This window comes from Elizabethkingia miricola, assembly GCF_001675285.1.
GTDB classification, from domain to species: domain Bacteria; phylum Bacteroidota; class Bacteroidia; order Flavobacteriales; family Weeksellaceae; genus Elizabethkingia; species Elizabethkingia miricola.
Map to the genome: position 1 here is coordinate 566479 of NZ_LSGQ01000001.1, position 24457 is coordinate 590935.

The 24457-nt window shown below is 37.6% G+C and carries 24 protein-coding genes; 6 read left to right on the plus strand and 18 right to left on the minus strand.

Features of this window, described 5'->3' with window-relative positions; genetic code table 11:
* The first annotated feature begins 594 nt into the window (after window positions 1-594).
* The 4 genes from ATE49_RS02485 to ATE49_RS02500 are packed head-to-tail and all read left to right on the plus strand — an operon-like array spanning window position 595 to window position 6658.
* On the plus strand, window positions 595-924 hold the full coding sequence (locus ATE49_RS02485; RefSeq protein WP_065080946.1) for a hypothetical protein: 330 nt from the start codon (window positions 595-597) through the stop codon (window positions 922-924).
* 58 nt (window positions 925-982) lie between these two features.
* Window positions 983-2071 carry an efflux RND transporter periplasmic adaptor subunit gene (locus tag ATE49_RS02490; protein ID WP_065080947.1) on the plus strand — a complete coding sequence of 363 codons (1089 nt, stop codon included), beginning with the start codon at window positions 983-985 and terminating at the stop codon, window positions 2069-2071.
* Window positions 2072-2103: 32 nt separating this feature from the next.
* Entirely contained in the window at window positions 2104-5226 is a 3123-nt protein-coding gene (locus ATE49_RS02495) for an efflux RND transporter permease subunit (RefSeq protein WP_065080948.1), read from the plus strand.
* Window positions 5207-6658, plus strand: a complete 1452-nt coding sequence (locus ATE49_RS02500; RefSeq protein ID WP_065080949.1) for a TolC family protein — start codon at window positions 5207-5209, stop codon at window positions 6656-6658. Before ATE49_RS02495 ends, ATE49_RS02500 begins: the two co-directional genes overlap by 20 nt.
* A gap of 45 nt (window positions 6659-6703) precedes the next feature.
* On the opposite strand, the gene ATE49_RS02505 is transcribed toward ATE49_RS02500, so the two are convergent.
* On the minus strand, window positions 6704-7327 hold the full coding sequence (locus tag ATE49_RS02505; RefSeq protein WP_065080950.1) for a hypothetical protein: 624 nt from the start codon (window positions 7325-7327) through the stop codon (window positions 6704-6706).
* On the minus strand, window positions 7317-7817 hold the full coding sequence (locus ATE49_RS02510; protein ID WP_009088782.1) for an RNA polymerase sigma factor: 501 nt from the start codon (window positions 7815-7817) through the stop codon (window positions 7317-7319). The genes ATE49_RS02505 and ATE49_RS02510 overlap by 11 nt, the downstream gene beginning before the upstream one ends.
* A gap of 177 nt (window positions 7818-7994) precedes the next feature.
* Here ATE49_RS02510 and ATE49_RS02515 point away from each other — a divergent pair, with 177 nt between their 5' ends.
* Window positions 7995-9641: an alpha/beta fold hydrolase gene (locus ATE49_RS02515; protein ID WP_065080951.1), complete on the plus strand. Its 1647-nt coding sequence runs from the start codon at window positions 7995-7997 to the stop codon at window positions 9639-9641.
* A 59-nt stretch (window positions 9642-9700) separates the two neighbouring features.
* On the opposite strand, the gene ATE49_RS02520 is transcribed toward ATE49_RS02515, so the two are convergent.
* The 11 genes from ATE49_RS02520 to ATE49_RS02570 all read right to left on the minus strand — a co-directional run bounded on the left by ATE49_RS02520 (window position 9701) and on the right by ATE49_RS02570 (window position 18928).
* Window positions 9701-10153, minus strand: coding sequence for a hemerythrin domain-containing protein (locus tag ATE49_RS02520; RefSeq protein WP_021346268.1), 453 nt, complete (start codon window positions 10151-10153; stop codon window positions 9701-9703).
* 61 nt (window positions 10154-10214) lie between these two features.
* Complete coding sequence (locus tag ATE49_RS02525; protein ID WP_065080952.1) at window positions 10215-12458, minus strand: nitric-oxide reductase large subunit; 2244 nt, start codon at window positions 12456-12458, stop codon at window positions 10215-10217.
* Between the two features lie 21 nt (window positions 12459-12479).
* Complete coding sequence (gene ric, locus ATE49_RS02530) at window positions 12480-13199, minus strand: iron-sulfur cluster repair di-iron protein (RefSeq protein ID WP_065080953.1); 720 nt, start codon at window positions 13197-13199, stop codon at window positions 12480-12482.
* 83 nt (window positions 13200-13282) lie between these two features.
* Window positions 13283-13687 (minus strand): c-type cytochrome, encoded by a 405-nt coding sequence (locus ATE49_RS02535; RefSeq protein ID WP_059343856.1) that lies wholly within the window; start codon window positions 13685-13687, stop codon window positions 13283-13285.
* Window positions 13688-13713: 26 nt separating this feature from the next.
* On the minus strand, window positions 13714-14280 hold the full coding sequence (locus tag ATE49_RS02540) for an SCO family protein (RefSeq protein WP_065080954.1): 567 nt from the start codon (window positions 14278-14280) through the stop codon (window positions 13714-13716).
* A 15-nt stretch (window positions 14281-14295) separates the two neighbouring features.
* Entirely contained in the window at window positions 14296-15123 is an 828-nt protein-coding gene (locus ATE49_RS02545; RefSeq protein ID WP_090347007.1) for a formylglycine-generating enzyme family protein, read from the minus strand.
* Window positions 15124-15156: 33 nt separating this feature from the next.
* On the minus strand, window positions 15157-16191 hold the full coding sequence (gene nirK / locus ATE49_RS02550) for a copper-containing nitrite reductase (protein WP_021346262.1): 1035 nt from the start codon (window positions 16189-16191) through the stop codon (window positions 15157-15159).
* A gap of 23 nt (window positions 16192-16214) precedes the next feature.
* Window positions 16215-16991 (minus strand): class I SAM-dependent methyltransferase, encoded by a 777-nt coding sequence (locus ATE49_RS02555; protein WP_065080956.1) that lies wholly within the window; start codon window positions 16989-16991, stop codon window positions 16215-16217.
* Window positions 16988-17434, minus strand: coding sequence for a hypothetical protein (locus ATE49_RS02560; RefSeq protein WP_065080957.1), 447 nt, complete (start codon window positions 17432-17434; stop codon window positions 16988-16990). Before ATE49_RS02560 ends, ATE49_RS02555 begins: the two co-directional genes overlap by 4 nt.
* Window positions 17435-17483: 49 nt before the next feature.
* Window positions 17484-17915 (minus strand): RrF2 family transcriptional regulator, encoded by a 432-nt coding sequence (locus tag ATE49_RS02565; protein WP_021346259.1) that lies wholly within the window; start codon window positions 17913-17915, stop codon window positions 17484-17486.
* 125 nt (window positions 17916-18040) lie between these two features.
* Window positions 18041-18928, minus strand: a complete 888-nt coding sequence (locus tag ATE49_RS02570; protein WP_065080958.1) for an alkaline phosphatase — start codon at window positions 18926-18928, stop codon at window positions 18041-18043.
* Between the two features lie 181 nt (window positions 18929-19109).
* Here ATE49_RS02570 and ATE49_RS02575 point away from each other — a divergent pair, with 181 nt between their 5' ends.
* Window positions 19110-19463, plus strand: coding sequence for a hypothetical protein (locus ATE49_RS02575; protein WP_065080959.1), 354 nt, complete (start codon window positions 19110-19112; stop codon window positions 19461-19463).
* 91 nt (window positions 19464-19554) lie between these two features.
* On the opposite strand, the gene bioA is transcribed toward ATE49_RS02575, so the two are convergent.
* From bioA to ATE49_RS02600, 5 genes are all read right to left on the minus strand, one after another.
* Window positions 19555-20823: an adenosylmethionine--8-amino-7-oxononanoate transaminase gene (gene bioA / locus ATE49_RS02580; protein WP_065080960.1), complete on the minus strand. Its 1269-nt coding sequence runs from the start codon at window positions 20821-20823 to the stop codon at window positions 19555-19557.
* Window positions 20808-21803 carry a biotin synthase BioB gene (gene bioB / locus ATE49_RS02585; protein WP_059154519.1) on the minus strand — a complete coding sequence of 332 codons (996 nt, stop codon included), beginning with the start codon at window positions 21801-21803 and terminating at the stop codon, window positions 20808-20810. Before bioB ends, bioA begins: the two co-directional genes overlap by 16 nt.
* 57 nt (window positions 21804-21860) lie before the next feature.
* The gene (bioD, locus tag ATE49_RS02590; RefSeq protein WP_065080961.1) at window positions 21861-22481 is read right to left on the minus strand and encodes a dethiobiotin synthase; all 621 of its coding nucleotides are present in this window, start codon (window positions 22479-22481) and stop codon (window positions 21861-21863) included.
* Between the two features lie 210 nt (window positions 22482-22691).
* Window positions 22692-23798 carry an aminotransferase class I/II-fold pyridoxal phosphate-dependent enzyme gene (locus ATE49_RS02595; RefSeq protein ID WP_065080962.1) on the minus strand — a complete coding sequence of 369 codons (1107 nt, stop codon included), beginning with the start codon at window positions 23796-23798 and terminating at the stop codon, window positions 22692-22694.
* Window positions 23773-24402 (minus strand): hypothetical protein, encoded by a 630-nt coding sequence (locus ATE49_RS02600; RefSeq protein ID WP_065080963.1) that lies wholly within the window; start codon window positions 24400-24402, stop codon window positions 23773-23775. The genes ATE49_RS02595 and ATE49_RS02600 overlap by 26 nt, the downstream gene beginning before the upstream one ends.
* Window positions 24403-24457 lie beyond the last annotated feature (55 nt).

Sequence of the window (24457 nt, forward strand, 5' to 3'; positions counted from 1 at the left end):
ACAGGCAAATACAGAAGTGTATAAAATCTATTTCATATATCTAAATCTGTACAATTATGCATAAGTTTTACGATTATCACTTACTGATTTCACTCCTAAATTCATTTATTTAGTTTAAATACAGCTAAAAACCATATTTTTCAAATATCAACATAAGCAATAAATATAAATAGTAAAAACAATAAAACAATTAAATGAAAAATTATTTTACAAAATAATTTCATATATGATCTAAAATTGATATTATCAAATTTTAAGATAAGCTCTAATTGTAAATATATCAATCAGGGATCTCCAGTAATACAAAGTATATTTTAAATATATTATTAAATTTCGCGAATTATTTTCACTTTTAACTTCAAAAAACAAAACAGTGCATTTTTTTTGCAATTATTTAAATTCTGGTATGCTGTATTTGAACATGATATATTTCAATAAAATAATTACACTCCTGTAAATCCCCGACAGAATGCTCTATAAGCCAGAAAAAGCCAAAGTAAATTCTGTACAGCTTTTTACTTATTCTGGTAAATTAAAATAAACTCACTACTTTTGCTGCTGAAACTAATAGTTATACGACTGAGTGAATTTAATATGAAGAATATAAATTCATACATCTTATTATTTTTACTGTCCTTTATAAGTATTTTTAGCAATGACTGGACAAATTCCACTGCTAAGAATATCTCCTATACATACGACAGTATCGTTGTTCACACCATAGACATAGGTGAGGATACGGACAATAGTATACTTGTATCTGGCAGAACAATTCATGTTCTGAAAAAAGTATTCTATGACGATTCCTATTTTTACAGCCTTTTAGTTCCTTCTAAAATTGGTAAGAAGGTTTATGTTACAGATCTTCCGATCCACATCAAATGTTCGGTTAAATCCTTTTTACATTTGCTCCAGTTATTTTAGCGATAAGTAACTTATAATCAATTTTATAAAATTCACTTTTCAACTAAAATATTTAACAATGTATTTAAAACATGTAATAATCTGTATTGTTACAGTATTACTTATTGCTTCATGTAGTAAAGCCAAAGACGCTGGAAACAAAGAAGTAAAAAATGTACCCGTATTAAGAATCACCAAAAAAGACACCTTAGTAAGCAACCAGTTTGTAACCGATATTCAGGCAAAGAAAAATGTAGAGATACATTCCAGGATTGCAGGAATTATGCAATATATACCTGTCAATGAAGGGCAGTTTGTAAAGCAAGGTCAGCGTCTGTTTAAAATTAACGATGCCGAATTACAAATGGAACTTTTAAAATCTAATGCCAGCCTGAAACAAGCGGAAGCAGACGTACGCATTGCCGAAGTAGAGGTAAAACAAATTCAGAGCCTTTACGACAAAAAGTTTGTTGCTAGCAATGAACTGGAAATGGTAAAAGCTAAACTTTCTTCCGCAAGAGCCAAATTAGCTTATGCCGATGCTGAGCGTAAAACTGTTTTGCAGAAAATAAGCTTTACCAACATTGTAGCACCTTTCGATGGAGTTATAGACGTCATTCCTTATAAAGAAGGGAGTCTTGTAGAAAATGGTTCTCTCCTTACAACATTATCCCAGCTTAATGAAATCTATGCATATTTTTCTATTCCTGAAAACAAGTATTTCGAGATGCTGGCTAATGACAAGATAGGAGCTCATCAGAAAATCGAGTTAATGCTGCCAAACGGAATTAAATACCAATACAACGGAACACTAAGAACTGCTGAGGGCGAAATTGACAAAGCTACAGGATCTATCAGATACAAAGTATCTTTTCCAAATCCTGACCACCTCATCAAACATGGTACCTCTGGAAAACTTATTATTTCAGAAGACCAGCCGGATGCTATACTTATTCCGCAAAAATCTACATTTTCTATTCAGGATAAAACCTATGTTTTTATAGTTGATTCACAGAATAAAGTCAAAATGAGGAATATCAGCATCGGTACAACGCTTAGAGACTCTTATATTGTAGACAGCGGACTAAAAGCTGGTGATATTATCGTTTATGAAGGTACACAGTCGTTAAGAGATGGTGAATCTATCCGCGTAAAAAAGACTTATTAACATCCTTTCATAACCTATAAAATCAACTAGAAATGGTAGAAATGTTTATCAGGCGAAAGGTTCTTTCGCTCGTAATCTCTATAATTATTGTCCTGTTGGGTATAATGGCTTTATTAAAATTACCCATTACCCAATTTCCGGATATCGTCCCTCCTTCTGTAACTGTAACAGCAAGATATACAGGTGCCAATGCCGAAGTATCCGCTAACGCAGTTGCCCTTCCATTGGAAAGAGCCATCAATGGTGTACCCGGGATGACGTATATGTCGACAGTAACTTCCAATGACGGATTAACCCTTATTCAGGTTTTCTTTGAAGTAGGAACAGATCCCGATGTAGCAGCTGTTAACGTACAGAACAGGGTAACCACTGTTCTCGATGAACTACCGGAGGAAGTTATCCGTGCAGGGGTAACGACTGAAAAAGAGGTAAACAGTATGCTGATGTACCTTAACATCACCAGTAAGGACGAAAGTCAGGATGAGCAATTTATTTATAACTTCACGGATATCAATATCCTGCAGGAGCTAAAACGTATTGATGGTGTAGGCCGTGCAGAGATCATGGGTCAGAAAGAATACTCCATGCGGGTATGGCTGGACCCTCAGAAAATGGCAGCCTACCATATTTCCGCAGATGAAGTCATTACTTCTTTGCAAAAACAGAATATTGCCGCCGCTCCCGGAAAAGTAGGAGAAACATCCGGAAAGACATCCAGTCAGCTGCAGTATGTTATAAAATATACCGGAAAATTCTTTGATCCTAAACAATATGAGGAGGTACCAATCCGTTCGGACGCCAACGGTACAATCCTAAAATTAAAGGATATTGCCAAAGTAGAATTTGGCGCCATGAACTACGGAATGGTATCCAAAACAGATGGAAGACCATCTGCTTCGATTATGATGAAACAGCGTCCGGGCTCCAATGCTTCGGAGGTTATTAAAAACGTAAAAGCAAAAATGGCGGAGCTGAAAGAAACCTCTTTCCCTCCAGGTATGGAATACAACATGGCTTACGATGTATCCCGATTTTTGGATGCATCCATAGACTCGGTATTGCATACATTGATTGAAGCCTTCATCCTTGTAGGAATTGTAGTTTTTATCTTTTTGCAGGACTGGCGTTCCACATTAATACCGGTTCTGGCTGTACCTGTTGCCCTAATCGGAACATTCGCATTTATGCAGACACTGGATTTCTCAATCAACTTACTAACATTATTTGCACTGGTTCTGGCCATTGGTATTGTAGTGGATAATGCCATCGTCGTTGTTGAAGCTGTCCATGTTAAAATGGAAGAAGGTCTCAGCCCTCTGGATGCTACTATTACTGCAACAAAGGAAATTGCAGGTGCTGTAGTCGCTATTACAATTGTAATGTCCGCAGTATTTATTCCTGTAGCGTTTCTGGACGGTCCCGTAGGTGTTTTCTACAGACAGTTCTCTTTGACATTGGCGATTAGCATTGTAATCTCAGGAGTTAATGCATTAACACTAACACCGGCACTTTGTGCTATTATCCTGAAACCACACGACCACAATAAAAAGAAAAATATTGTGGATAAACTCTTTCAGCAATTTAACAATGGATTTGATAAACTAACCAAAGGCTATACGAATGTACTTTCCAAATTCGCCACAAGGACAACGGTAACTTTCGGGCTACTATTCCTGTTTATCGGTCTTACGTGGGCTACATCCAAATTTTTACCAGGCGGATTTATCCCAATGGAGGATCAGGGAATGGCTTATGTAAGTGTAACAACCCCACAAGGCGCAACAGTGGAAAGAACTGAAAAAGTTCTGGATGAAGTTACCGAAATTGCTAAGAAAATTGAGGGTGTAGAAAACGTAACAACTCTTGCCGGATACAGCATTGTTACGGAAATTGCAGGTGCATCTTATGGTATGGCCATGATTAACCTGAAGGACTGGAAAGACCGGAATATCTCTGTTAACGAATTCATTGCAGAACTATCCAAGAAAACAAAAGGTATTTCCGATGCGCAGATCGAAATTTTTGCACCACCTACAGTTCCGGGATTTGGTAACACCAGTGGTTTTGAACTTCGATTATTAGATCGTTCGGGCGGAGATATTGTCAATACTGACAAAGTCACTAAGGAATTTATTAAAAAACTAAATGAAGCTCCTGAAATTCAGAATAGCTTTACCAGTTTCGACGCTACTTTTCCACAATATATGATCCATGTCGATTATGATATGGCTGCTAAAAAGGGAGTTTCTGTTGATAATGCGATGTCTACTCTGCAAACTATGCTCGGATCATACTATGCGACCAACTTCATTCGTTTCAGTCAGATGTACAAGGTAATGGTACAGGCAAGCCCGGAACACCGTGACACTCCGGAAAGTATTCTGAATCTTTACCTGAAAAACGATGCAGGTGAAATGGTTCCGTTCTCTACATTTATTACGATAGAACGAGTATACGGACCAGAAGTTCTTACCCGATACAATATGTACATGTCTGCAATGATCAATGGTGAGCCTGCTGAGGGCTACAGCTCCGGAGATGCTATTGCAGCTGTGGAACGTGTAGCAGCAGAAACACTTCCAAGAGGTTTCGATATCGAATGGTCTGGTATGACCCGGGAAGAAATTCTCTCCGGTAATCAAACGGTATATATATTCGGAATCTGTCTGTTATTTGTTTATCTGCTGCTTGCTGCACAATACGAAAGTTTCCTTCTCCCCATGCCGGTACTTCTGAGTTTACCAACAGGTATTTTCGGATCTTATATTGCTTTGGTTTTGGTCGGCTTGGACAATAATATTTATGCACAGGTTGCACTCGTCATGCTGATTGGATTACTTGCCAAGAATGCCATTTTGATTGTGGAATTCGCTATAGCTCGAAATAAGGAAGGTTATGACATTATTCCTGCAGCCATCGAAGGAGCCCGTCAGCGTCTTCGTCCGATCCTTATGACGTCTTTTGCGTTTGTAGCCGGACTTATTCCGCTATGTATTGCAACAGGTGCAGGTGCCACAGGAAACCGTTCCATTGGTATTGCAGCAGCTGGTGGTATGCTTATCGGAACCATCTTTGGATTGGTCATTATCCCCGGACTTTACATATTTTTTGCCAAACTAGAAAACAAGAAGAAAGATGAACAAAAAGTTTCATAAAATTATATACATTCCTCTTGTAGTGCTGGGGCTAAACTCATGTACTACTCCGCAGGTTTCTGAAATAAAAAAAGCACCGGCATTACCCGTAAATATTCTGCCGACTGGAAAAGATCAGCAAACAGAATTTAAGCCGGTGAACATAAAGACTTATTTCAATGATCAGGCTTTAATTGAGTTGTTCGATCAGGCTGTTAATGCCAATCCCGATTTTCAGATTGCACAGCAGCGTGTAGAAATTGCGAACAGTTTCCTCAGAAGATCGAAAATGGATTTACTGCCTTCTCTGGATATTGGTGCATCCGTGTCCGGAGATCATTATGGTAAATATACAATGGAGGGTGTTGGTAACTACGATACCAACCTCTCTCCTAATATTACAGATGAGCAGAAAATCAATCGTGATTTTACCCCCAATTACTGGCTGGGCGCAAGAAGCAGCTGGGAAATAGATGCATGGGGAAAACTGAAAAATAAAAAGATAGCAGCACAGAAAAGATACCTGGCTTCCACAGAAGGCTTGCGTTTGCTACAGGTAGAATTGTTTACAGATATTGCCAATTTATATTATCAACTTGTAGCGCTGGATCATAAACTAACAATTTATAAACAAAACTATCAGCTCCAGCAACGCGCTTTCGAAATTATTACGGCACAACGTGCAGTAGGAAAAGCAACCGAACTGGCTGTACAACAGTTCAGAGCGCAAAACAACAACTGGCTGGCAGAAGTAGAGCACATTAAAGCTGAAATCGTAGCAGTGGAACAGGCTGTAATGACACTTACCGGATCTTACGGCGGCGAAGTAAAGCGTAGCAAAGTACTTATAACAAGCAATATGGATATTCTCAATAAATCTATAGATGTAAAAAATATTATCCATTCCCGACCGGATGTTGCTTCAAATTATTATGTACTGGAAGCGACACATGCCGATGCAAAAGCTGCAAAAGCAGCATTTTATCCCCGTATAGATATTGGTGCAGGTATAGGTTTTAATTCATTTTCTGCAGAGTCATTATTTAAACCCAGTTCATTAGCAGCTCAACTTTTAGGCGGATTGGTTGTTCCTATATTCAACAAAGGTCAGCTAAAGCATGAGTTCAATGTCGCTGACAAAGAACAGGAAATCGCTTTCCTTAATTATCAGAAGAGTATTACTACAGCATATAATGAGCTTCAGTCAATTTTAAAGCAAACTAAGATTTATGAAAAAGTTTTAAAATTAAAATCTGAAGAAGTAGGCTTCCTGGAAAGAGGAATTGAAGTATCCAACGATTTATATGTTACAGGATATGCCAATTATCTGGAACTAATCAACTCTCAGAAGAATAAGCTACAGGCTGAATTAGATTTACTGGAATTTCAGCATCAGAATACCCGAAACAATGTTCTTTTATTCAAAGCACTTGGCGGAAATCTGGACGATTAAATAAAAAGCAGCCTGATCAATTTATCAGGCTGCTTTCTTTATGTCTTAAATTTCATCCAGCTGGGCCAAAATCTTATTAATTTGTTTCAGATATCTTCCATAGGCCATGCGAATAAATACCTCTGCAAATGTTACGATAAATCCAAGTAAAGCCACCATTACCAACAATACTATTCCCAGCAACTTCAGATAATTATCCTGATCTAAATGAATATGCTCTGAAGGTTCTTTATGATGAGTTCCCCAATAAAGCCCAAATGCCATTCCCAAAAACATCATAATAAAAGTAAGTGCTCTGTATAATTCTATAAACAATCGCAATTCATAAGAAAACCACATCAGGTTTTTCCTGCTATCATAAGCCAGGTTATAACTTTCTTTATAAAAACGGTAAAATTTCAGTCCGTAATACAGCATAAACCCCACCATAAGTACGTAGAAAATAACAAACATTGTTATGAGCTGACTGTCCCATTTCCCAATATTCAGGAAAGGAAAAAAAGCTACAGCAATAATAAGCACAGACTGTACAATCAGCTCTTTCTTCATGTTGCTCCGTACCTTATCTATAGGATTATGCGCTTCTTTTATTTTATCTAGTTCTTTCGGAATCTCCGGAATATTCTGCGGCTCACTCTTCCATTGTTCCTGTAGTTTATCAAAATTCATAACCGTAGTTTTTAATTATTTGTTGTAATTTTTCTTTAGTTCTGTTAAGCTTAACACGTGCATTTACTTCTGTAATTCCCATATTTTCAGAGATTTGTTTATGATTTTGTCCTTCCAGAAACAAAAATATCAGCGCTTTTTCTATAGGATTTAATTCCTGTACTGCCTTATAGAGAAATTCAGTTTGCAGTTCTTTATCGGTATTCTGTTCGTCTTCTATATCTATATTTTCGTGCAGTTCATTTTTATCCGTCCTTTTTTTATCCCGTTTCAAAAATGTAATTGCCGTATTCAGACTAACTCTGTACAGCCATGTGGAAAACTGACTTTTACCTTCAAAAGCCTGATAAGATTTCCAAAGCTGAAGAATAATCTCCTGAAACAGATCTTCACGATCTTCCTGATTTTCCAGGTACATTTTAGAAATTTTGAAAATCATGCCTTTATGCTTTTCAATTTTTTCTAAAAATTCCTTTTCTTTCAATCCCATGGTTAATTTTCTACTTAGTTAGTAACCAAATAAACCAAACGTTACACAGAATAATTATTCTGCATACTTTTTTTTAAAATACAATACATTTCATTTTAGTTAAGAATAGTTAAAGTTTAAAATCTGGTGAAACTTTTTTCACTATACGGTGTCATATATCTAAAATACCATAGAAACATGTACAAATTTGGATGTATAACACTACTATCTTTATTGAGTATCAGTGCTCATGCCCAGTCCGCTATTACAGGAACTGTGAAAAATCAGGACAACAAAACAATCCCTTATTGTTCAATAGGAATAAAAGATTCCAAAACCGGAACTATTACTGACGGGAATGGGAATTACAAACTTGAGATCCCTGATGAAGCCAAGAATAAGGAAATTATCTTCGCTGCAGCCGGATATTCAGACAAAAGTATTCCTGCAAATGATTTAAAAACCAACAGCAATATTGTGATGGATTACAAAGTTACTAACATTGAAACTGTTGTAATGGGCGCTAAGAAGTTGAAAGAAAAAACAATTGGTCAAAAATCCCGTCCCTTCCTTACTTTCTCTAAAATGTTCAATCAGAATGTTCCCACTATAGAACAGGGCAATATTTTTGCTGTATACCAAAAGACAAGGCTAGTTGCTTACAATTTCTACATTATCCCAAGTTCAAAATTTGAACAGATAACAATGAAACTAAATATTTACAGTGTAAAAAACAATGAACCGGACCGATCTCTTTTACAGGAAAATGTTATCTACAAAACCTCAACTACAGGCTGGCAGAAAATTGACCTGTCGGAATATAAATTAAACTTCAATAATCTGGACAAAATAGCAGTTACTCTGCAATTGGTAGATCATAAAGCGTTGCCAGATATAGATTTCGTATTTGGTGTTTCTGCTAAAAAGTCTCTTTCAAAAAATCTGCTTTTCAGATACCAAAGCCAGGGAAATTGGGAAGCTAGTGAAGGAAGTTTTATTACCAATCTCGATATTCGTTATGATAAAGCTAAAGGAGAAAAAGATATTACCGAAGAACAGGAAACGGATAACAATAATGATACAGATACCAAAGCTCTTATCAGTTATTATGAACATAAAAAAACTGCACAGAAAACAGTATATGGTAAAAATAAAGAAGGAAAATATATAGATCTGAAAGATGCTAAAATCTATTATGAAGAATACGGAAAAGGGCAGCCTTTGATCCTTTTGCATGGAAATAATGGAAGTATTTCTGATTTCTCTAAACAAATTCCCTTTTTTGCCAAGAATTATCGCGTAATCGCTGTAGATACAAGAGGTCAGGGAAGAAGTACAGATCTTACACAAGACGCCTATAGCTACGAAAAGTTCGCTTCAGATTTGTATCAGGTTATCAAAAGTCTTAATCTGGAGCAGGTTGATATTATTGGTTGGAGTGACGGTGGTAATACAGCTTTAATTTTTAACTATGAACATCCGGAAATGGTTAACCGTATTGTTACTATTGGTGCCAATATGAATCCCGCAGGTGTAAAAGAAACATTAATTGAGCAACTCAAAAAACAAGTAGCAGGCAATGATCCTAAAACCAATCAGCGGCTAATACAGCTTATGCTGAATCATCCGGATATTAAATCTAATCAACTCAGCCTTATTACCAATCCTGTCCTGGTAGTTGCCGGAAGTGATGATGTAATTAAAGATGAGCATACCAGACTTATCCACAAACTTATCCGCAACTCAGAATTGGCTATCATCCCAAATGCTACACATTATATTCCGTTTGAACAGCCTGAGAAACTAAATGAACTGATGTTAAACTTTCTGAAAAATAAATCCTAATGCCATAGAAGCAAATGTTTATATATTGATCCTTCCGGGAATACCAGATTCTGAAAATATTATTTCCAGAATTCATCATGATAGGTATCGGCTTCTGTTTCATGAATAAGATCTAAAGCCTTTCCTATTTCTTCCAGTGTCTGGGTATCCAAAATCTCTTCTAAATGAGGAAACCACGTCCGCTCTTCAAAGCGGATGTGCTGTTCCAGAGCATCTGCAAAAGCTGTTAATAACTCAGTGCTTACAGTTGTTTCAATATCAGAAGCAAGAGTTTTGATTAACTGATGCTCTCTTCTGATCTGATCAGCCATTTCATCATTAGCATAAGGAAACAAAATTTCTTCTTCTTCCCGAAAGTGTTCCTTAAGATGAGAAGCCCAGAAGTATTGTACATAATTCTTTATGCGTTCAATTTCAGCTTCTTTTTTTAATCCCTGACGTATCTTCCATGCACACAGTAGTCCAAAATGGTGGTCGCGTGACAACAATACTATATTTTCATTACGTTTCATACGATATGTTTTTATAAAAATCTTCAGAGCATTCCTGCTCTGAAGATTTGATTCAGTACGTTTATCTTTTCTCTTTTAACGACCACCCGAACTTCAGCCCTATAATAAATATAACCAGTAACAACTCTCCAAGTGCCAGCAGGATGTCTCCCGGGACACGCATCCAGCGTAGAAAATGCATTATATCCGTCTGCATAAATTCAGCAGAACGTGCATACCAATAACCTTCTTTAATAGAAGCTACCGACTGCATAATCCCGATAGGTAAAAGACTTATTGTAACCATTACCAGCAAACCTATATTCGTAAGCCAGAATGCCCAGCTTATCAGTTTGTCGTTCCATTGTCGCTCCGGATATAGCCCTCTAAGCATAAACATCATAAGTCCTATACCCAGTATCCCATATACACCAAACAATGCTGCATGCCCATGAACAGCCGTCGTATTCAGCCCTTGTATATAGTATAATGCAATGGGCGGATTAATAGCAAAACCAAATATTCCGGCTCCCAGAAAATTCCAGAAACACATTGCAATGAAACAATATATTGGCCATTTGTAAGCTTTGATCCATTTGGTAGATTTGCTAAGCTGGTAATTGTGATAAGCCTCGTAACCGATAAGCACCAGCGGTACAATTTCCAAAGCACTGAAAGTTGCTCCTAATGCCAGAACAGCTGTAGGTGTTGCCGAAAAATATAAATGATGGAATGTCCCCAAAATACCTCCTGCTAAAAAGATAATAGTAGAAAACAATACCGCATTGGTCGCAGATTTCATTCTCAGCAAGCCTAATCTGGTAAACAAGAATGCAGCTACCACTGTAGCAAATACTTCAAAAAAACCTTCTACCCAAAGGTGAACTACCCACCATCTCCAATACTCGGCAATTGCCATATGCGTTTGTCTCCCGTACATCAATCCTGCCCCATAGAACATAGCTATCGCTACTGATGCCAGAACAAAGAGTGTAAGCATGTGGCGGTTTTCGTCTTTCTTTTTCAACGCAGGCATCAACGCTCTCAGCATTAATATAAGCCACAACACCAATCCTACTAATAATAGAATCTGCCATATTCTGCCAAGTTCTATATATTCATAACCCTGATGTCCCCATAAAAAGTTATCCACAAGCCCTAATTTCTGCATTACACCCAGCCATTGTCCGGTAAGAGAGCCCAGTACTACAATAAGTAGAGCCCCAAATAATACATTAACTCCCAATTTCTGATATTTCGGTTCATATCCGGAAACAGCCGGAGCTATGTATAATCCTGTTGCCAGCCAGGAGGTGGCAATCCAGAAAATAGCCAGCTGAACATGCCAGCTTCGCGATACAGATTGTGGTAAATACTGATCCAGTGGAATACCATAAAATGCACTTCCTTCTACTCCATAATGTGCTGTTACTACTCCGGCTAACATCTGTACCAAAATTAAGAGTGCTACTACCCAGATGTATTTCAGGGTTGCTTTCATCGAAGGTGTAGGTTTCATATTACGCAAAGGGTCTTCCAAAGGTAATTCCTCTTTTATTTCTTCTTCTTTGTTTCGGGCATGGTACAATACTAAAATCCCCAGACAGGCTAATAGCATAAGTATGCTGAATCCGGACCACATATGCAATGAACTTGGCGGCGTATTTCCTACCAGCTCATCATGCGGCCAATTGTTGGTATAAGTAACATTATCCCCAGGACGGCTGGTAATACACACCCATGTGCTCCATGCAAAAAAGGCATTCATCTTTTCCATACGCCCGATATCCTTAACAGTATTTACAGGGATAGCATATGCATCTCTTAGTTTATTCATCGAAGGATCTCCCATAAAGAGTTTCTCATAATAAGCTGCGAGCTCGCGTTGTACTTTTGCCCGTTCCGGAGAAATTACAATCGTATTAGAAGCTTCATCAAAAGTATTCGTCCGTAATTCTTTCTGTAACAAAATCTTATATCTGGCCTGCTCTTCATCTGGTAGATTGTGATAGACTTTATTATCTTTTTTGGCCAGTTCATCCAGCAGTAATACAGCTTCCCGATGGAGGTAATCTGCTGTCCAGTCCGGGGCAATATAAGCTCCGTGCCCCCAGATGCTTCCTACTGTCTGCCCGCCAATAGACTGCCATACATTCTGTCCGTCTTTTACATCTTGTCCGGTATACAATACCTGCCCTTCTGTGGTTATTACTTTTTCCGGAATCGGCGGTATTTTGCGGTAGATATCTACACCGTAGTATATAAGTACCGCAAAAGAAGCGATGATTACAGCAGCCAGCCAGGTCCATAGTTTTTTAGGTGTCATGTGTTTTTTATTTTCCGGTTATTATGCACTAAAATCTTTTTCCAAATGGATAGATTTAGGGAACAGTATATTATTTTCGAGATGAATGTGAGTATGCAGATCATTTTCAAAATCCTGTAACATTGCAAATGCTACTTTATATGTATTACAGGCATCTGCAGGAGGTGTATACCCATCCGTTAGTTTTGCTATTTTTTCAAATCGTTCTCCTTCTACCGCATGCTCATGCTGCATCATATTCACAGGATTCTCTACTGTTCCGAAATGCGGTTGTCGTAGAGCTTCACCAGTCTGCTGTGCTTTAATCATATTGCGAACAAAAGGGAAAAGGATAAGCTCTTCTTTCTTCATGTGGGCTGCAAGGTCCTTCGCAGACTCATTAAACAACTCACGAATTTCAAAAAGTTCCGGATGCCTGTCCCCGTGCACCTTACAAAGCTTATCCAAAAATGCCTGTAAAACCGGTGTTTTTTCTTCTACATAGCGGTGATGTGTTTTTTCTACATAATCTGCTAATAAATCCAGAGGCCATGAAGTAAAATCAATATTAGTCCCTCCGCTTTTAGGCAGATTCTCTATTTCTTCATAGATCTTTTGTTCATTTATACCCTTTTTCTCACAAGCATCTGCGATTGTTCTGCCACCTTTACAGCAGAAGTCTATTCCATATTTTTTGAATACAGCTGCTGTTCTGAAATCCTCAGCTACCATAGCTCCGATATAATCTGTTTTTGTGTTCATAATAAAATACCTTTTTATCTTTTATTGTTTTAAATTTTTTTTTAAACCCCACAGGTTTTTTAAAACCTATGGGGTATGTTCTGTTATTTTTTCAGGGAAAGAATATATTTCACCATTAATTTGGCGTTGTCCTGGCTTAGTCCTGCATGCGGCGTCATAGGAATATCTCCCCAGACACCTTTTCCTCCTTCTATGATTTTTCCCGCAAGATGGTCTATATCTGCGTCTGTATATTTTGCAGCAACATCCTGATATGACGGACCTACAAGTTTGGCATCAACTTTATGACAAGACAAACAGTCTGCTCCTTCTACCAGTTTTTTTCCTTCTTCTTCCGGAGTTCCCGCAGATGCAGATTCCTGAGTTGTTCTAGGTTCTTCCAGCATAACATTAGATTCGGTTTGCGGCTGCTCCGCTTCTGCTTCTTTTTTGGAACAAGAGATTACAGCTAATGATGCCAATGCAAGGGTAAATACTATTTTTTTCATTTCTTCTATGGGGTATTAAATTTCACTTATTTTATTTGTTCCTTTATTTTATCCACTGTTGTATTAATGTCTATATTCAATCCCTCTTTCTGGTAAGCAAGTACCCCGGATTTAGAAAATACACTAATGATGTTGGAATGCGAAAAGTCCATTGGTGTTATCTTCTTATATTTCACTGCCAGTACATTGGCCAGCTCCCTTGTATCTTCTTCACTCCCCCTCAGAAACACCCATTGCTTTCCTTCCAGTTTGTTGTTTTTTATAAAAGCTCTCATTCTTTCCGGAGTGTCGTGTTCAGGATCTATAGATACCAGTATATATTGTAATTCGTCCGGATTCTGTTTCCCGACTTTGGCTTCTATATCTTTCATATCTGCTGTTAATCGCGGACAAGCGGTTTTACAAGAGGTATAGATCATCACCATTGTCAGCACCTTTCCTTTCAGCTCTTCCAGTTTTATTTTAGTACCATCCGGCTTTTCCCAGGATGACTGTAAGTTGAAAATAGAATCGGGATCTATATTTTCGTTTTGTTTTTTCTGGCATCCCCCCAGAATAAAAACAGATAATAAGCTTATAATAAATGTTCTCATTTTACTTTTTTACTTTTATTGATTTTGAGCATCTCTCGCACATCTGAAACCAAGATTGTTAATGGTATAATCGGCTTTTACACTGCCCCGGAGTGCAAACCGTATAAAGGCAGCATAGTTCTTAAGGTCCGATGAAGTAACCGAAGCTCCGGCACAGAAAAGAGTTTCATTGGTTGTATTATCTTTTCGGGATTCTCCCGACATCATAACCGAACTGAAATCTTCTGTCCATTCCCATATAGTTCCAAACAAATCATATACTCCCCATATATTGGGTTTTGATTGTTTTACAGGTTGCTTATACATCAGCTTCTGCTGGTAAAGTTTGAGTATACGCTGTGTAAATTCCAGTGTGGCGGCAGCATTTTTGTTGTTTTCGTCTGCACGGGCAACATATTCCCATTCATCTACTGTCGGAAGCCTTTTTCCTACACTTTCAGCATAGGCTTTTGCAGCAAACCACGATACGCAGGTTACGGGAGCTTCCGGGCTTACATCATTCGGGATCTTATAATCTCCTTTCCAATGCTTCAGATAAGCGGAATCTGCAAATAACCGAAGTACTTTACTCTTTGTCCATTGAGGATTAGCTTTCAGAAAAGTCAGAAACTCTGCGTTGGTTACGGCAGTCTCATCAAGATAAAAGGTCTTTACTTTTACCAGGCTATCGGTTTCTTTTCCTACAAATGGTTTATAGCTTCCACCCTCTATTTTCAGCATTTTTTTAGTATCTGCAACCGGCATGAGTATGCGGGAAACAGGTTTCGGTTGTTTTTGATCTTGTTTCTCGGAACAGGAAATACTAAAGAATATAACCAATATGTATATTAAATTTCGCATCATGTGATTCCGACTTTTGCCGACTGACTTCTGTAATTAATTATTCTTTTTGTATACTTTAGGATTATCATCACCCACTACCTTAATCTTACCAAGTGCACCTTTATTAAAAGCTCTGAAAATAGCATGGTCTACAATCACATATTCCCCAGGAACTGTTGCTTTAAATTCTACAATTGAAGCTCCGCCGGGAGGGATTACTGTAGTCTGAACATTTTCATTGATTTTACTGCCTCCTTCTATATAGACTTTATCGAAAATTTCACCGATGATATGAAAAGATGAAGTCAGATTAGGACCTCCGTTTCCTACAAAGAATCTTACATTTTCACCAACCTTTACTTTCAGTTCATTATCTCCCAGAAGTGCTCCTGTTTTACCATTGAAAACCACATATTCAGGATGTTCTGCAATTGCTTTATCCATATCAAATTCCTGAAGACCTTTGTCTCCGTATTTACCTTTGGTATAGAAATCTCCCTGCATTATATAGAACTCTTTATCTACTTTAGGCAATCCACCTTCCGGTTCTATAAGAATTAATCCATACATCCCATTAGCGATATGCATTCCCACCGGAGCGGTCGCACAGTGGTATACGTACAGACCTGGATTTAAGGCTTTGAAGTTAAATACCGCTTCCTTTCCCGGAGCTACAAAAGTAGCTTCTGCACCGCCACCAGGGCCATTTACAGCATGAAGGTCTATATTATGCGGGAATGTACTGTTTTCATTATTCTTCAAATGAAATTCAATTTCGTCACCCACTCTTGCCCTGATAAAGCTTCCCGGAACTGTTCCGCCAAAAGTCCAGAAGTTATATTGGGTTCCGTCTGCCAATTCACCTGTTTTTTCTATAGTTTCCAGACGTACAATCAGCTTTTTTGCGGCTCTGTTTCCTATTGGTTCAGGCACCATTGGAGGTGATGTCAGTTTGGCTTCTTCTGCATTTCCCTGAACAGTAATACCTTCAGTACTTCCGGATTGTGAAGCTTCAGAAGCGTTTTGTTTACAAGCATTCAAAGTGAAAATTGCAGACAAAACAACAGCAAGCATAATAGAATTTTTCATGTGTTTACTTTTATATTTTACTTCTAATCTTTTCTGGCAATAATTATTACCGCACACAGGTTTTTGTTGTATTTGGTAAAAATGTTTTTCATCCTCAAAACCCTTTCTCTAATCCCCGGATGTAAAACCATATTCTTAGCAATGTTCAGGAACCCTAAAAAACCCTCGTCACTTATTATTCGTTTAGGTTCCAGAAGATGCATAGGTGCAGTCTCAATATTCAGTATACTAAAACCTTCTTTTTCCAATACCTTTTTCCATTCATCCGGAGTAAGAGGTCTGGCATTTACTTTTATAACTTCTGCCAGCTCCCGTTGGATGTGAGCTTTTACACTTTCATCCAATGCTTCCGGCATTAGCGCCAGCTCGTGTATAGCATAAAGACCTCCTGGATTCAGAATACGATAAGCTTCTTTTACAATCTCAGATTTTCTATGATCTGCCTGCATGGTAAGTATCGCTTCTCCCAAAACTTTAGTCTGACTATTATCATTCAGCCTTGTTTGTGCAGCATGATCATTCTGAAATACAGCTTTGGTTTCAGAAAATTTTCTTTTCAAGAATTCTACAGCTTCTTCATCTGCATCAATTCCGGTATATGCCTCAGGCTGATATTCCATTATTTTGCCTGCTGTAAAGCCAAGCCCCGGTGCAAACTCTGTTACCAGATCTTCTTTATTGATAGCCAGTAATTCCAGCATTTTCAGGGTTAAATCTTTTCCTCCGGGACGAAGCACTTTTTTACCAATTTTTGCCAAAAGCCAATGTCCCGACATTTTTTCTATACTTCCCGTTCTCATTTTTTTATCTTTTTTAGCTGAAGAAATATTCCTCCAGCAATTAATATTAATTTTCCAACCTCAGCATATATAAAGTAGTCATGTAAAGAAGTTGGCTGTACTGATTTTCCACCTGCCAACATATCTGCCCTTGCATCCAGAACAGGTAACATCCAGAATTTTTCGAGTAATAAAAGAATAACCAGCAGTATATAAGAGATTATAATTCCGACAGTCAAATATTTTTTTACCAGTAAAAAGTTCAAAGCAATCACTCCTGTCAGGAATAATTGGATATTGGTGGAAATTCCAAACATTAGTTTACCCAGCTCCAATGCCACAGACAGCATCATTCCCGGAACCTGGAATTTTAAAGGTGTTTCCAGAAAACTGATACTCAGCATTAGTCCCAGCCAAAAGCATAAAACTGCAAAAACAAACGGATATCTGATTTGTATTTTCATATTAAAAGAATTAAATACCTTTTTATCTTTTATTATTTTAAATTTTTTTTTATCTCCTCAAGAAAGTTTCATGAGCATCCAGTTTATTGATGAACTCACCTATCTTAGCATTTTCCAGCATTTCTTTCAGATTTTTACGGATATGTTTAAACTCATTATGTACCGGACAAGGGTGAGACTCGGAGCATTCTTTAAGCCCCAAAGCACATCCATTGAAAATCCTGTCCCCATCCATTGTCTTTACAATATCCGCTATTGGTCTGTTCAGATTATAATCGTCCAGATAAAATCCACCTGTAGGTCCTTTTGCAGATTGTACTAAACCTTTTCTGCTGAGATCCTGCAATATCTTGGCAATGAAATGTTCCGGTGAATCAATACCTTTTGCAATATCTTTAATACCAATCCTGCTACCGTCCTTTGTCTGCTGGGCGATAAAAATCAGGGCACGGATAGCATATTCACAAGTTTTTGAAAACATTTCTGTACTTTTTCTATGACAAATGTACAGTAAAAAGATTAATAAAAGATAAAAAACTCTTTTATTTTAATATGATTTTTTTCAGCCGTATTCAGACTGCCTTTAGAAAGCAGGTTTATTAATTATTATTTAGTAAGAAAAGCTTGTCTTACCGGAAGACCTCTCCAACTTTCCGGCACTCTTAATCCTAACAGCCATGCAATAGTAGCTCCGGTATCGTAAGTAATAATTGTATTCTTCAGTTCCTGATTTTTCTTTACGCCCCTACCATAAACAACCCATGGAATCAGAACCTCATCCAATGACTTTCCACCATGCCCTTTGTCCTTACCACCATGATCGGCTGTTACAATAATAACAGTTTCGTTGGCAATACCTGCATCTTTAACAGCCTGTACAATCTTTCCAATACGTGCATCTACCTTTTTTAATTCTTCATAATAAGCAGGAGTACGGTGTCCTATATTATGCCCTACTCCGTCCGGCTGATCTAAATGTACAAATGTTAATGTCGGTTTCTTTGTTTTAATAACTTCTACAGCAGACTCTGTACAGAAATCGTCATTGTCTTTTGCAGGAATTCTTATATCTGTTGTTCCTTTCTGAACCAACGGATCAATCCCTTGCCAACTGTATATCAATGCTGTTATCAAAGAAGGTTTCTGCTCTTTTAGTATACTGAAAATGGAAGGAAACATTCCTTCTTTTGTAAGATCTGAGGAAGGAATCTCCGGAACTGCACTATTCCATTCGGTATAGCCATGCAATGTAGGTCCTGCTCCCATAATCATAGACGCCCAATTAACAGCACTGGACGAAGGCAGCACAGAACGTGCTTTTAATGACCAGGAGCCTTCTTTCATTAAATTTTTAAGATTAGGCATATCGGCTTCCGGCAAAGCATAAGCACCAAAGCCATCGCATCCGATAAGAACTACATGTTTTACTTTTTGTTGTGCATACACTGTTAGTGCAATGAAAAGACTCATCAGCATCAGAACAGATTTTCTCATGATAATTATTTTAATGGTTATTGACCAAAGATACACAAACTATGAGAGTTATATGGAAATCCTGTATTATTAAGAGTTAACATAATCTAAAAATTCACAACATTCTTTATTTAAATATTATATTTACAATTAAACCTTATAGGTTTGTGAAACCTATAAGGTTTTTATATTATAATATTCCATGGATATAACAACTAAAATTGTAGATCTCTTTTCAGGAGAAAACTCATTAATAAGTACTAATGTTGAAGAAATAAAACTTGAAAAAGATGAATTTGGTGAATTACAAATACACATTTCAATAAGTAATTTTTCTAAAAAAAGTAAATTCTTCAGGGTTCATTTATTATTTACTAAAATCGTTGAGTTTCAGTTCTATTATAATTCTAATTATTCTTTTTATAATATAGAAAACTACAAATTACTTCATATTGAGGATCAGGTTTATTTAAGTCTTGATCCTGATGAGCATTTGGAATCTAAATCTGATAAAGATTTAGATTTTATACTTGCCAAAAATGTTCTACTATTGTAGCATAAACCTTATAGGTTTCACAAACCTATAAGGTTTTTATGTTATAAAAAATCCTGCTAAAATATTGAATCTTGCCAAAGCAATAATTAATTTATAATATATCCAGAGCCTCTAAAACAGCCTGATAAATTTCTTCTAAATCTTCTTTAGTAGTACAGTAAGGAGGCACCAGATAAATTATATTTCCTAACGGGCGCATTAGTATACCGCGCTGCAAGAAATAAGGATATAATATTTCGTGCATATCACTGAAATAGGAAGTCTCCTCATTTATTTTCCATTCCATGGCAAAGATTGTCCCTGTCTGACGTACCTCTTTTACTTTTGGATGTTTTTTTAATACTTCTCCAAATTCCTTATGCTGTTTGACAATACGTTCTATATTCCGCTGCGTATCTTTTAACAGCAATAGGTCCAGACTGGCGAGTGCTGCTGCACAGGCTAAAGGGCTTGCCGTAAATGAATGTCCGTGAAATAATGCTTTTGTTTTATCGTCTGAATAAAAAGCATTATATATTTCTCCTGTACAGGTCGTTATCCCTAAAGGAAGTGTTCCGCCTGTAAGCCCTTTTGAGAAACACATGATATCTGGAATTTCCGACAGATGATCAACAGCAAATAATTTTCCTGTACGTCCAAAACCTACAAATATTTCATCCTGTATCAACAAAATTTCTTTGGATTTACAAAACTGCATCAATTCTGAAAGGGTTTCTGCTTCATGCATCAACATTCCACCTGCTCCCTGCACCAAAGGTTCATATACAAAGCACGCTGCTTCCCTTGCATGCAGATCTATATAAGATTTTATTTCTTTCAGATTTTCTTTTGTTGGAACGTCTATAAATAAAACTTCAAAAAGTTGTTCTCCAAAAGGATTTGTCCACAACCCGCGTCCGCTTACCGACATAGCCCCGAAAGTGTCACCATGATAGCCATTTCTGAAAGCAAAAATTTTATTCTTTTTTTCACCGCGGTTATAGTGGAATTGCAGGCACATTTTCAGAGCAACTTCTATTGCTGTGGAACCATTATCTGTATAAAATACTTTCTCCTGGTTATCCGGAAGCAATGTCAGAAGTCTTTCTGATAATTCAATAGCATTTGGATGGGTAAAGCCAGCAAAAATAACCTGCTCCAAAGTTTGCAACTGCTCGGATACTTTTGCAGCGATATAAGGATGTGCATGCCCATGAAGAGTTACCCACCAAGAAGATACAGCATCTATATATCTCTTCCCGTCCGCATCATAAATATAGGAACCTTCACCTCTTACTATGGGAATATGGCTGGCTGTTTTCATTTGGGTATAAGGATGCCAGTTCACCTTACGATCCCGGTCTGTTAATTCTTGCTGCATGTCGTTTCTTTTTCTCGTACCATTGGTTTCAGTCCTAAATTCAGAAGCATCTGCATATCTTCCGATACGCCCGGATTAGGAGTTACCAACAAAGTTTCACGTTCGCCGGTAAAAATAGAATTAGCACCGGCCATAAAGCACCATGCCTGCTCGGCTTCTGTCATTTCTATACGTCCGGCACTAAGGCGCACCATAGAAGCAGGCATCGCAATACGGGCTGTAGCTATCATTCTTACCATTTCCCATATATCCACTTTTGGATTATTTTCCAATGGTGTTCCTTTTACTCTTGCCAAAGCATTTACAGGAACCGACTCGGGATGTATCTCCATATTAGCCAAAGTTCTCAGCATTGCCACGCGGTCTCCATGAGTTTCCCCTAAGCCGATAATACCACCGGAGCATACCGTAATTCCTGCTTTTCTCACATTGTTTATCGTATTGATACGGTTATCAAATTTTCGTGTGGAAATAATCTCATCGTAATATTCCTCCGAGGTATCCAGATTATGATTGTAAGCATATAGACCTGCTTCCTGTAGTCTTTTAGCCTGTGACTCACTAAGCATTCCTAAAGTACAGCAAACTTCCAATCCCAGATTGTTCACCCCTTTTACCATATCTATAATACGGTCGAAATCTCTGTTATCTCTAACTTCTCGCCATGCAGCTGCCATGCAGAAACGGGAAGCTCCTCTTTCTTTTGCTTTTTGTGCATGGGCCATTACAGTTGCTGTAGGCAAAAGTGCCTGCACTTTAATATCTGTATGATATCGCGCTGCCTGTCCACAATAAGAACAATCCTCAGGACAGCCCCCTGTTTTTACTGACAGCAATGTTGATATCTGTACCTCATCTGCTTTATGCCATTCACGATGTACTGTTGCAGCTTCATAAATAAGCTCCATTAATGGTTTATTATAAATCTCCAGTAACTCTTCTTTTGTCCAGTCGTGACGCAATGTTCTTTCTTTAGCCATTTTGTTTGATTTTTACTTTTATTTTTTAATATCAGTATTTACCAGTATTTGTTTCTTTTACTTTAAATTTCGCTGAATACTGTCAACCGCTTCCTGAATCGATACTCTCGTAATATTGTTGACCTCCGGTAACTCTATTATTCTTGAATTTTCCGGAATATGCTTCAGCAGGACTTCTCTGGTTTCCGGAACAAAATTTCCGTTGAAAACAATATAAGCAACTTCGATATTCCTTAATTTTAGTACTTCCAGAGAAAGAAGTGTATGATTAATACAACCCAGATAATCTCTGACGACAAGAATAACCGGGATATTAAAATGTTCGATAAGGTCAATTATAAATTCCCTGTGGTTTAGCGGAACAAATAACCCTCCAGCACCTTCTACCAAAAGTATATTCTCTGTCACAGGTAACTGAAAATCATTAATCTTTATCTCTATTCCTTCCATGGCCGCAGACTGATGCGGAGATGCCGGATATTGCAAACGGAATCGCTCAGGATGTATTCTCAATTCATCACTGGTCAATTGCTTCACCAGCATACTATCTGACTGATCCAGATCTCCGGACTGTACAGGTTTCCAGTAATCTGCCTGAAAATATTGCCTTAATATGGCGGAGGATACAGTTTTGCCAATACCAGTTCCTATTCCTGTTATAAAATATTTAGTATTCATTCTGTTATTTTCTTGTTATTTTTTTCAACCACATAGACACATAGTTGTGTATCGTCATATCAAGGTATCTTCGATACTGATATAGAATACATAGCTGATGTGCAAAATTCTCTATGCAAAACTTTATTCATCATTACTAAATCTATGTTTCCATGTGACTTGAAACAGTCTTTTATCTCTTTTGTGGTCAAATTAACCTGTATATTACTTTCATAAATTATCTTTAATTATACTGGCCAGTTCATTTATTTCTGCAACCGAATTAAACTGATGCAGGGTAATCCGCAAACGTTCTCCCCCTTCTCTTACTGTCGGAGATAAAATGGGATAAACATTTATTTTTTGTTGTTTTAATTCTTGCACAGCTTTATAAAGATTTCTCACTGCTGGAAACTGTACAACCTGCACAGGGCTCATATCCTGAGACAAAGAATGAACCTTGTGCTTTCGAAAGTATTTTATATTGCATTGAAGTTCATCTGCTAAATATGGATGAGCTTCAAGAAACGTATAAGTTTCAGAAATTATAAGAACCTGAATGTCTGGCATAGCAGTGGAATAGATAAATGGTGAAGCAAAATTGACAAGATATTCTTTTAGCATCCTATTCCCTAAAACGGCTGCTCCCTGTGCTCCGAATGCCTTTCCATAAGTCACCACCGTAGCAAGAACGCGGCTTTGTAAATTATACCGGTATACCAGACCTTCACCAAATACACCTACAGCATGAGCTTCATCTACAATTACCCAGGCTCCGTATCGCTCTGCCAGTGTAATTATATCTTCTAACGGAGCAAAATCCCCATCCATGGAGTACAAACTTTCTACAGCTATAAATACAGATCCTGTTGCACGGGATAGTAAATATTCTAAATGGTTTAGATCATTATGCCTGAATTTCCTTTTCTGAGCATAAGATAAAGTACAGCCATCGTGTACAGAACGGTGTACAAGCTCGTCCACCAATATAGTTTGATTCCGGCCTGCAATACATGAGAATAATGCGAGATTAGCCTTATATCCGGAGGGAAATAATAAAGCACTTTCTGTTTGATGTCTTTTGGCAATAGACTCTTCTACCTCCATACAAATAGGGCTATTACCACTAATCAGTCTTGATCCTGTAGCCCCGGAAAGCAGTTCCGGATTTATATTTAACAATTCGAGTAAATGTTGCTGAAAAGCCTTATTACCAGTCATTCCCAAATAATCATTGGACAGAAAATCGACCCCTGAATCATTTATTCTAAGATTTCGGTAATTACCAATCTCCTGTCTTCCCGCTAATGCCTTATACCAGTGCTGTGGCTGATTCATATGATAATACTTCCTTACCTACAGCATTAATCCAGTCCTGAAACAGTTCATTCTCTATTCTCAGTACTTCTCCGGCATAATTTTCCCAATCTGCATGAAAACGTTCCAGCTGCTGAATCATTTCCTCCAAATGTCCTTCTTCTTCCAGAATAATAGACTTCACCATTACCCTGGATTTTGCTTTGTCTAATGCATCCTGATAAACAGGATAAAGTTCATCTGCTCTTACCTCTATAGCATAGGTTACAAAAAGATAGGAGGCATACCGAAGTGCTTTGCCATCCAGCTGAAATGTATCTTTCAGAAATCTGCTGGCCTGCATATCCAACCGATGGAGATACTGTCGGGTATATCCCTGTGCCAGCATTTCATCAGCTCTGTAATTAATACAACTGTCCGGCGCCAGTTTCAGAATTTGCTTTTTCAGGTAATAAGCATGGCGATGTTCCTCTGCAGCATGCTTTAGCTGAATAAGATCTACCGTTACCAGGTCTTCACATGCAGATATTTTTCGTGCACCTGCATTTTCCATAAACGATAATGTATTCAGCCATTTCGCATGTATCTCATTGTCCCGAATAATTGCTTCTATTATTTTTTGCATATTATTTTTGCAGCAAAATTATTATCTTGCCGGACCTTAAATGGTACCAGATTTA